The sequence below is a fragment of the Phenylobacterium sp. genome, assembly GCF_041920015.1.
Classification (GTDB): Bacteria; Pseudomonadota; Alphaproteobacteria; order Caulobacterales; family Caulobacteraceae; genus Phenylobacterium.
In genome coordinates this window covers 1-8,303 of sequence record NZ_JAYRST010000108.1, presented here as the reverse complement: position 1 = coordinate 8,303, position 8,303 = coordinate 1, and the positions used below count along the sequence as shown (strand labels likewise).

Below are 8,303 nucleotides of genomic sequence, written 5' to 3'. Positions count from 1 at the left end.
TGCATATGGCTCGGATAAGCGGCGGCAGCCCCCTTCGCATGTCGTCCTGGAAAGCGCGCAGCGCTTGTCCGGGATCTATGAACACCGAGCTTTCAGGATCTGGCGCCGCCGAGACGGATTCTGAAACGCATATGTTCATGGGTCCCGGTCTTGCTTCGCAAACCGGGATGACACCCCATGCGATAGCCCTGCATCCGGATGGGGGAGGAAAGGGTTGCAGAACACCGGCGGTTGCGCGGTTTGCGCCGTGGCCTGCCGCAGGTGCGAAGCAGCGTGCGGCCAAGCGCTGACGGAGAATTTTGCAACGCAGCATTGATTTTTTGTGCGTCGCAGCATATATCGTCTCCAGCATTTGGAGGCGATCATGTTTGCCGATTACAACAATGTCGAAGGTCAACTGGCTCTGGAGCGCGTGGTGTTTGCGGCCGTCCGCAAGGTGATGCATCGCCTGCGCGGCGAAGGCGCCCACGCCACCTCGGCCGCCTAAGAGCCAGGCCGATTTCGACGAAGACGGGCCCGCGGAGCGATCCGCGGGCTTTTTCGTTGCGCGGCGCTTCGCTCCCGCGGGCAGGCGATGGTAGCAAAGGGGCATGGCAGAGCCCGCCTTCACCTACCGCCCCTTCGAGCCGGCCGATGCTGAAGCGATGGGGCGGCTCTATTTCGACTCCGTGCGCGGGCTCGGCGGACGCCGATACAGCCAGGCTCAGGTCGAAGCCTGGGCGCCGGCGCCGTTGCCGCCCGAGCAGGTGCGGGCGCGGGCGGGCGACGGGCGGCTGACCCTGCTGGCGCTCGACGCAGCAGGGCAGGTGGCGGCTTACGGCGACCTGGAGGCCGACGGCCACATCGACCAACTCTATGCGCGCCCCGAGGCGGCCGGGACCGGCGTGGCTGGCGAGGTCCTCGACAGGCTGATCGCCGCGGCGCGGGCGGCCGGAACGACGAGACTGTATGTGGAAGCCAGCGAACTGGCGCGGCCGCTCTTCGAGCGCAAAGGCTTCGACTTGGTGCGCCGGCGCGATTTCGAGGTGCGGGGCGTAGCGATCCATAACTACGCCATGGCAATGATGCTGGCATGAAAGCCCTCGTCGACACCGACAACGCCCTCAGCGCGGGCGTGGCCGAGCTCCGCCGCCGCTACAAGGTTCCCGGAGCGTTTCCGCCGCAGGTGCTGGCGGCCGCCGAGGCGGCGGCGCAGCGCAGGCCGAGCGAGCATGCCGACCGGATGGACAGGCCGTTCGTGACCCTGGACCCGGCCAGTTCGACCGATCTCGACCAGGCCTTCGCCATCGAGGCGAGCGGAAGCGACCTGCTGCTGCACTACGCCATCGCCGACGTGGCCTGGTTCGTCGAGGACGGCGGGCCGATCGACGAGGAGGCCTGGCGGCGGGGGACCACCACCTACATGCCGGGCGCCAAGGCCGGGCTCTATCCGCCGGTGCTGAGCGAAGGGGCGGCCAGCCTGCTGCCGGACGGGCCGCGGCCGGCGGTGGTGTTCACGGTGCGGGTGGACGCCGAGGGCGAGGTGAAGCTGGAGGGCGTGGAGCGGGCGGTGATCGCCAGCCGGGCCAAGCTGGCCTACGAGACCGTGACGCCGGCCGACCTGCCCGCGGGGTTCGCAGACCTGGCCGCGCGGATCGCCGCGGCCGAGGCGCGGCGCGGGGCCGCGCGGGTCGATCCGCCCGAGCAGGAGGTGGCGGTGGTGGACGGGCGGCTGCAACTGCGCTTTCGTCCGCGCACGCAGGCCGAGGACCAGAACGCAGCGCTGTCGCTGGCGACCAACCTGGCGGTGGCCGGGGTGTTGCAGGCGCATCATACCGGCCTCTTCCGGGTGATGCCCGAGCCGGACGCGCGGGCCGTGGGCCGGCTGCGCCAGACGGCGCGGGCTTTCGGCCTGGTCTGGCCGCCGATGGAGAGCCTGGCGCAGTTCGAGCTGGGGCTCGACCCGGGCGATCCGAAACAGGCGGCCTTCATGCTGGCCATCCGCCGGGCCAGCGCGCCGGCCGGCTATGTGCCCTATCGCGAGGGCGCGCCGCCCTGGCACGCGGCGATGGCGGCGACCTATGCGCATGCGACCGCGCCGCTGCGGCGGCTGGCCGACCGCTATGTGGTGATGACGGCCCTGGCGGTGGTGAACGGCCGCCCGGTCCCGGCCGGGGCGAGCGAGGCCTTCGAAAAGCTGCCGGCGGTGATGGCGCGAGCCGATTCCCGGTCGGGCCAGCTCGACCGCGCGGCCATCGACCTGGCCGAGGCGCTGATGCTGCAGGCGCGCGAGGGCGAGAGCTTCCGCGCCGTGGTCACCGACATCGACGAGCGCGGGGCGCGGATGCAGCTCTGCGAACTGCCCATCGTGGCGCGGGTGACGGCGCACAAGGTCGAGATCGGCGATGAGATGACCGTGCGCCTGACCCGCGCCGACCCGGCCCAGCCCTCGACGAGTTTCCAGCGGACGGGGTGAGGGCGGATACCCTTTCTCCCCTGCGCAGCCGGGGAGGAAATCCACGCCGGCACTATAGGCGATCACCTTACCTTACCATGTGCGGCGCCCCTGGCCTCCGCGGGGGCTTGCGGCGCGGCGGCGGGGGCGATAGAGCAAATCTTGCATCAAGAGTCGGGCCTTCGCCCGACGCCAACCTGCTTCCCGAGCAAGGTGGCGCTCCCGCAAGGGGGGATGTGGCCGAGGCGGCAACGAAACGGGCGATCCCAGCTCCGTCCCCGGCCGATTTGTAGACGAGGGCGAAGTCATGCCGATCAAGATTCCCGACACCTTGCCAGCGCGCACCACGCTCGAGGCCGAGGGGCTGGTGGTGATGCGCGAGACGGACGCCGCGCGCCAGGACATCCGGCCGCTGCAGTTCGGCCTTCTGAACCTGATGCCCGACAAGCCGCGGACCGAGGCGCAGTTCGCGCGCCTGCTGGGCGCCACGCCGCTGCAGGTGGAGCTGTCGCTGATCCAGCTCGCTAGCCACACGCCGCGCCACACGCCGGCCGACCACATGTCGGCCTTCTACCGCACCTGGGACGAGGTGCGGGGCCGGACCTTCGACGGCTTCATCGTCACCGGCGCGCCGGTCGAGACCCTGCCGTTCGAGCAGGTGGGCTATTGGGACGAACTGCGGCGCATCTTCGACTGGACGCGGACCCATGTGCACGCCTCGTTCATGGTCTGCTGGGGCGCGCAGGCGGCGTTGCAGCACTTCCATGGCGTGCCCAAGCACCAGCTTCCGCAGAAGCGCTCGGGGGTCTATGCGCACCGGATCGTCGAGCCGGCCTCGCCGATCCTGCGCGGGCTGTCCGATGAGGTCGATATTCCGGTGTCGCGCCATACCGAGGTGCGGCGCGAGGACCTGCCGGCCGACGGGCGGTTGCGAGTGTTGCTGGAGTCCGACGAGTCGGGCCTGTGCCTGCTGGAGGACCCCGGGCAGCGGGCGTTGCACATGTTCAACCACCTGGAATACGAGGCCGGCACCCTGGCCGAGGAATATGCCCGTGACGCCGCCAAGGACCCGGACGCGCCGCTGCCGGCGCACTATTTTCCGGGCGACGATCCCACGCGCGCACCGTCCAACCGCTGGCGCAGCCATGCGCACCTGCTGTTCGCCAACTGGATCAACGAGATCTACCAGACGACGCCGTTCGACCTGGCGGCCATCGGGCGCTGAGGCGAGCGTCTGCGGCGGTCAGGGGCAGGCGATCACCAGGTCGCGGACCTCATGGAGATCGCGGGCGACAAAGAAAAAGGCCCCGGAGATCGCTCTCCGGGGCCTTCTATTTTTCGAACCTTAGAGGTCGATCAGGTGTTGCCGGGCAGCTTGCACTGGCCGGAGAAGGCGCAGCCGATGGCTTCGATCGGCTTCAGCTCGGCGGTGTATTCCATCACATAGCCCTTCAGGCCGTCGGAGCAGGCGACTTCCATATAGGTGGTGCCCTTGGCGGTCTTGCCGATGATGCGGGCGTTGGAGACCGTGCAGGAAGCCTTGCCCACCGCCTTCAGGTCGGCGGTCACCGAGCCGTAGCCGCTCGTGTCCAGCTTGGTGAACGAGCAGCGGTAGCCGGCGATCGGGGCGCGGGCGCAGTCATAGACGATCGGCTTGTCGTTCGGGCCGCCGAACACGCCGACGCCGCCGTCCGGACGGTTGGAGCAGGCCATCTCGACGATGTCCTTGCCGGCCGGGCCGGGGAAGGGCGCGTACTTTGAGACGTCGCAATTGAAGCCGGCGGCCTTGGAGAGACGGGTGTAGAGGCCGTTCTGCTCCATCATGGCTTCCTTGGCGTCGGTCAGGGTGCAGCCGCCCATGATGCCCGAAGCCTTGGCGCACTCGTAGGTCTGGGCGAGCTGGCCGGCGTCGACGCGGTACATGTAGCCCTTGCCGTCGTTGCAGGCCGCTTCGAAGAAGGCCGAGCCCGATTGCGACTGGCCGACGTACTTCCGGTCCTTCACCGCGCAGCCGTTGCCGGCGCTGGCGGCCAGGGTGTCGACGATGGCCAGGCGCTCTTCCTTGGTGCGCAGGGTGCAGGAGATGTTCGACTGGCCGCCGTCATAGAGCATGCAGTCGGTCGCCTCGACCGGCTTGGCCGCGTCGATCGGGGCGCTGGTCTTCAGGATGTAGCCCTGGGGCGAGCCCTGACAGGCGATTTCGAAATAGGTGGCCGTCGCGCTCTGGCCGATGCCGCGGACGGCCTCGGGCGTGCACTGCACCTTGGCGGCGGCGAGGATCGGGCCGAAGTCCGACTTCGGATCGGCGTTGCCGGGCAGCTTGCAGGCCAGGCTGGACGGCTTGCCGTCCGGGCCGGGGGTGTTCGCCTCGATGCAGGTGAAGGAGGTGGTGGCGCCGCCTTCCACCGCCGACAGGACGAAGCCGACGCCCTGGTCGCAGTCGATCTCGTAATAGCTGGTGGTCGTCTTGGCCTTCTTGTCGGCGTTCTTGCCGATGAAGCGGGCGTCGGCGACGTTGCAGGCGACGCCGGCGGCCTTGGCGAAGGCGGGAGCCTCGGCCATCCCCTGGGTACGCGCCTTTTCCGAAATCTCTTCGGCTTTCTTGCCCTGGGAAACGGCGGCCGGCGCCAGGGCCAGCAAGGCCAAGGTGGCGGCCAAGCCGGTGATGAATGGCCTCATGGTTCAAAAACTCCTGGGTGGTTCCCTTGGCTGCGGAGATAAGCCCCCGCAAGGGCAGTGGGTCAAGTTCGTCGTGAACAGCGCCTGAACTACGGCGGAGGTTGCATTTGCAACGCTCACGGGCGAGGCCCAAGCTGCAGGCCTATGACGGAAGGGGCGGGATTTTGCGCGACGGTTTCCAGAACCAGCAGGACGAAACGCCGCGGGCGCGGCTGAGCTATCCGTTCGCCGAAGGGCCGCAGGACGGCCAAGCGGTGGATGTGGCGCCCGGCGTGAAGTGGCTGCGCATGCCGCTGGGCGGGTCGCTGGCCTACATCAACGTCTGGGCGATCGAGGAAGAGGGCGGCTGGGCGATCGTCGACACCGGCATGGGCGGAACGACCACGCGCCAGGCCTGGCGCGCGGCCTTCGCCGGGGCGCTGGGCGAGCGGCCGGCGACGCGGGTGTTCGTCACCCACATGCACCCCGACCATATCGGCATGGCCGGCTGGCTGACCCGCAAGTTCCAGTGCCGGCTGTGGATCAGCCGGCTGGAGTTCCTGATGTGCCGCAGCCTGGCGGCCGACACCGGCCGCGAGGCGCCCGAGGACGCCCTGGCCTTCTATCGGGCGGCCGGCTGGGAGGAGGAGGCGCTGGAGGACTACCGCGCCCGGTTCGGCGGCTTCGGCAAGGGGCTCCACGCCCTGCCCGATTCGTTCCGGCGCCTTTGCCACGGCGACGTGGTGGAGATCGGCGGGCGGCCCTGGCGGGTGGTGGTCGGGTCGGGCCATTCGCCCGAGCATGTCTGCCTGTGGCAGGAGGAGCTCAAGCTGTTCATCAGCGGCGACCAGGTGCTGCCGAAGATCTCGTCCAACGTCTCGGTGTTCCCGACCGAGCCGGACGGCGATCCGCTGACCGAGTGGCTGACCAGCCTGGCGGCGATCAAGGCGCAGGTGCCCGACGACGTGCTGGTGCTGCCGGCGCACAACGATCCGTTCCATGGCCTGCATGCGCGGATCGACCACCTGATCGGCGGGCACGAGCGGGGGCTGGCGCGGCTGCGCGAGCTGATCGCCGAGCCGAAGCGGGCGGTGGACGTGTTCCCGGTGCTGTTCCGCCGCAAGATCGACCATCACGTGCTGGGCATGGCGACCGGCGAGAGCATCGCCCACCTCAACTGCCTGATCTCCCGCGGCCAGGCGGTGCGCGAGGCCGACGAGGCCGGGGTGATCTGGTACCGGGCGGCTTGAAGCGCCCCTGGGATGGCGCGAGGTCGCGCGAGGAGGAAAAGATTGGCGTCTTCGCGCGCCCCCGCGATAGCATACGGCGTAAGATCAAGACGCATTTCCGCAGGAGCGCATTTCCGATGACCGACCATATCCTGATCGAGAAGTCCGGCGGGGTGCTGACCCTGACCATGAACCGGCCGGAGAAGAAGAACGCCCTGACGCGCGCCATGTACCAGGCGCTGGGCGAGGCCATCGACCAGGCCGAGTTCGACAAGGACGTGCGCTGCGTGCTGATCCAGGCCAATGGCGACATGTTCACCGCCGGCAACGACATCAGCGACTTCGCCGCGGTGAACGCCGGCGACTCGAGCGCCAACGAGGCGCGGCGGGGCGGCAATCCGCTGCTGGCGGCGCTGGCGCGGGCCAAGACGCCGCTGGTGGCCGCGGTGAACGGGCGCGCGGTGGGCGTGGGAACGACCATGCTGATGCACTGCGACCTCGTCTATGTGGCCGAGAACGCGCTGCTGACCACGCCGTTCGTGAACCTGGCCCTGGTGCCGGAGGCGGCCTCCAGCATCACTCTGCCGAGCCGGATCGGTCATGCGCGGGCGTTCTCGATGTTCGTGCTGGGCGAGGCGGTGGATGCGAAGAAGGCGGTCGACTGGGGGATCGCCAACGAGGTCACGCCGCTGGGCGAACTGCGCGCCCGGGCTCGCGCGGCGGCCGAGGCGGTGGCCGCGCGCCCGCCGGCCGCGGTGGCGATCACCAAGGCGCTGATGCGCGACGAGGCGGGCCTGGCCGGGCGCATGGACGAGGAAGGCAAGCACTTCGCCGCCCAGCTCAAGAGCCCCGAGGCCAAGGAGGCGTTCGCCGCCTTCGCCGAGAAGCGCGCGCCCGACTTCAGCAAGGTGGCCTGACCCATGATCCGCTCCCGCTTCGGCGCCTTGACCCCCGCCCGCGTGGTGGCCGGCGACCATGATCTCTCGGGCCGCAACGTCGTCGTCACCGGCGGGGCCAGCGGCATCGGCTACGAGACCGCCAAGGCCCTGGCCGCGGCGGGGGCGGACGTGATGCTGGCGGTGCGCGACCGGGCAGCCGGCGAGAAGGCCGCCGTGGCGATGAACGAGGCGCTGGGCGCCGATCGCGTGGTGGCCGGGACGCTGGACCTGGCGAGCCTGGCCTCGGTCGGTTCGTTCGTCGACGCCTGGGGCGACCAGCCGCTGGACATCCTGATCAACAACGCCGGGGTGATGGCCACGCCGCTGCTGCGCACCGCCGAGGACCTGGAACTGCAGATCGGCACCAACCACTTCGGCCATTACGTGCTGGCGGTGGGGCTGACGCGGGCGCTGCTGAACGCCTCGGAGGAGGGGCGCACGGCGCGGGTGGTGGCGCTGTCGTCCATCGGCCACCGGCGCAGCGACATCAACTGGGACGACCCGAACTACCTGACCCGGCCCTACGAGAAGTGGGAGGCCTATGGCCAGTCGAAGACCGCCAACGCCCTGTTCGCGGTCGGCTACAACGCCCGGTTCGCCGAGCACGGCGTCACCGCCAATGCGGTGATGCCCGGCGGCATCATGACCCCGCTGCAGCGCTACCTGCCCAAGGAGGAGATGGTGGCGATGGGCTGGATGGACGAAGAGGGCAACATCCGCGAGGGCTTCAAGACCCCCGAGCAGGGCGCCTCGACCAGCGTCTGGGCGGCGGTCGGCGAGGAGCTGGAGGGGATCGGCGGGCTCTATCTGGAAGACTGCGCTCAGGCTGCGCCCTGGAGCAAGGACAACCCGATGAAGGGCGTCATGCCCTATGCGCTCGATCCTGAGTCGGCCGAGCGGCTGTGGGCGCTGTCGGAGGCGACGACGGGGGTTTCGGCCTAAGGAGCGGAAGTCTGGCGACCCGTTGTCATCAAGTCAGTTGAGAGTTGTTGTATGAGGTGTCTCGTATGACGGCGTTTGCGATGACGACGAGCTTTCTTGCGA

8 protein-coding genes and 1 riboswitch are annotated in these 8,303 nt (G+C 69.3%); of the genes, 7 read left to right on the top strand and 1 reads right to left on the bottom strand.

Annotation, left to right across the window (positions count from 1 at the left end; translation table 11 throughout):
- Positions 1-364: 364 nt before the first annotated feature.
- The 4 genes from ACE3TL_RS15745 to metA all read left to right on the top strand — a co-directional run bounded on the left by ACE3TL_RS15745 (position 365) and on the right by metA (position 3,659).
- Positions 365-487, top strand: coding sequence for a hypothetical protein (locus ACE3TL_RS15745; RefSeq protein ID WP_374579617.1), 123 nt, complete (start codon positions 365-367; stop codon positions 485-487).
- Positions 488-590: 103 nt separating this feature from the next.
- A complete protein-coding gene (locus tag ACE3TL_RS15740) occupies positions 591-1,076 on the top strand; it encodes a GNAT family N-acetyltransferase (protein ID WP_374579616.1) in 486 nt (161 codons plus the stop codon).
- Complete coding sequence (locus tag ACE3TL_RS15735; RefSeq protein WP_374579615.1) at positions 1,073-2,455, top strand: RNB domain-containing ribonuclease; 1,383 nt, start codon at positions 1,073-1,075, stop codon at positions 2,453-2,455. Before ACE3TL_RS15740 ends, ACE3TL_RS15735 begins: the two co-directional genes overlap by 4 nt.
- 138 nt (positions 2,456-2,593) lie before the next feature.
- Positions 2,594-2,700, top strand: a riboswitch (SAM-I-IV-variant riboswitch).
- A 41-nt stretch (positions 2,701-2,741) separates the two neighbouring features.
- Positions 2,742-3,659: a homoserine O-succinyltransferase gene (gene metA / locus ACE3TL_RS15730; RefSeq protein WP_374579614.1), complete on the top strand. Its 918-nt coding sequence runs from the start codon at positions 2,742-2,744 to the stop codon at positions 3,657-3,659.
- Positions 3,660-3,790: 131 nt separating this feature from the next.
- Here the strand turns inward: metA and ACE3TL_RS15725 are convergent, their stop codons facing one another.
- A complete protein-coding gene (locus ACE3TL_RS15725; protein WP_374579613.1) occupies positions 3,791-5,113 on the bottom strand; it encodes a hypothetical protein in 1,323 nt (440 codons plus the stop codon).
- A 164-nt stretch (positions 5,114-5,277) separates the two neighbouring features.
- Between ACE3TL_RS15725 and ACE3TL_RS15720 the strand changes: the two genes are divergently transcribed.
- The 3 genes from ACE3TL_RS15720 to ACE3TL_RS15710 all read left to right on the top strand — a co-directional run bounded on the left by ACE3TL_RS15720 (position 5,278) and on the right by ACE3TL_RS15710 (position 8,201).
- Entirely contained in the window at positions 5,278-6,342 is a 1,065-nt protein-coding gene (locus ACE3TL_RS15720; protein WP_374579618.1) for an MBL fold metallo-hydrolase, read from the top strand.
- Between the two features lie 116 nt (positions 6,343-6,458).
- The gene (locus ACE3TL_RS15715; protein WP_374579612.1) at positions 6,459-7,238 is read left to right on the top strand and encodes an enoyl-CoA hydratase-related protein; all 780 of its coding nucleotides are present in this window, start codon (positions 6,459-6,461) and stop codon (positions 7,236-7,238) included.
- Positions 7,239-7,241: 3 nt separating this feature from the next.
- On the top strand, positions 7,242-8,201 hold the full coding sequence (locus ACE3TL_RS15710; RefSeq protein ID WP_374579611.1) for an oxidoreductase: 960 nt from the start codon (positions 7,242-7,244) through the stop codon (positions 8,199-8,201).
- Positions 8,202-8,303 lie beyond the last annotated feature (102 nt).

Coding starts and splice junctions, on each gene's coding strand:
- ACE3TL_RS15745 (WP_374579617.1), top strand. CDS start 365: ATGTTTGCCGATTACAACAATGTCGAAGGTCAACTGGCTCTGGAGCGC.
- ACE3TL_RS15740 (WP_374579616.1), top strand. CDS start 591: ATGGCAGAGCCCGCCTTCACCTACCGCCCCTTCGAGCCGGCCGATGCT.
- ACE3TL_RS15735 (WP_374579615.1), top strand. CDS start 1,073: ATGAAAGCCCTCGTCGACACCGACAACGCCCTCAGCGCGGGCGTGGCC.
- metA (WP_374579614.1), top strand. CDS start 2,742: ATGCCGATCAAGATTCCCGACACCTTGCCAGCGCGCACCACGCTCGAG.
- ACE3TL_RS15725 (WP_374579613.1), bottom strand. CDS start 5,113: ATGAGGCCATTCATCACCGGCTTGGCCGCCACCTTGGCCTTGCTGGCC.
- ACE3TL_RS15715 (WP_374579612.1), top strand. CDS start 6,459: ATGACCGACCATATCCTGATCGAGAAGTCCGGCGGGGTGCTGACCCTG.
- ACE3TL_RS15710 (WP_374579611.1), top strand. CDS start 7,242: ATGATCCGCTCCCGCTTCGGCGCCTTGACCCCCGCCCGCGTGGTGGCC.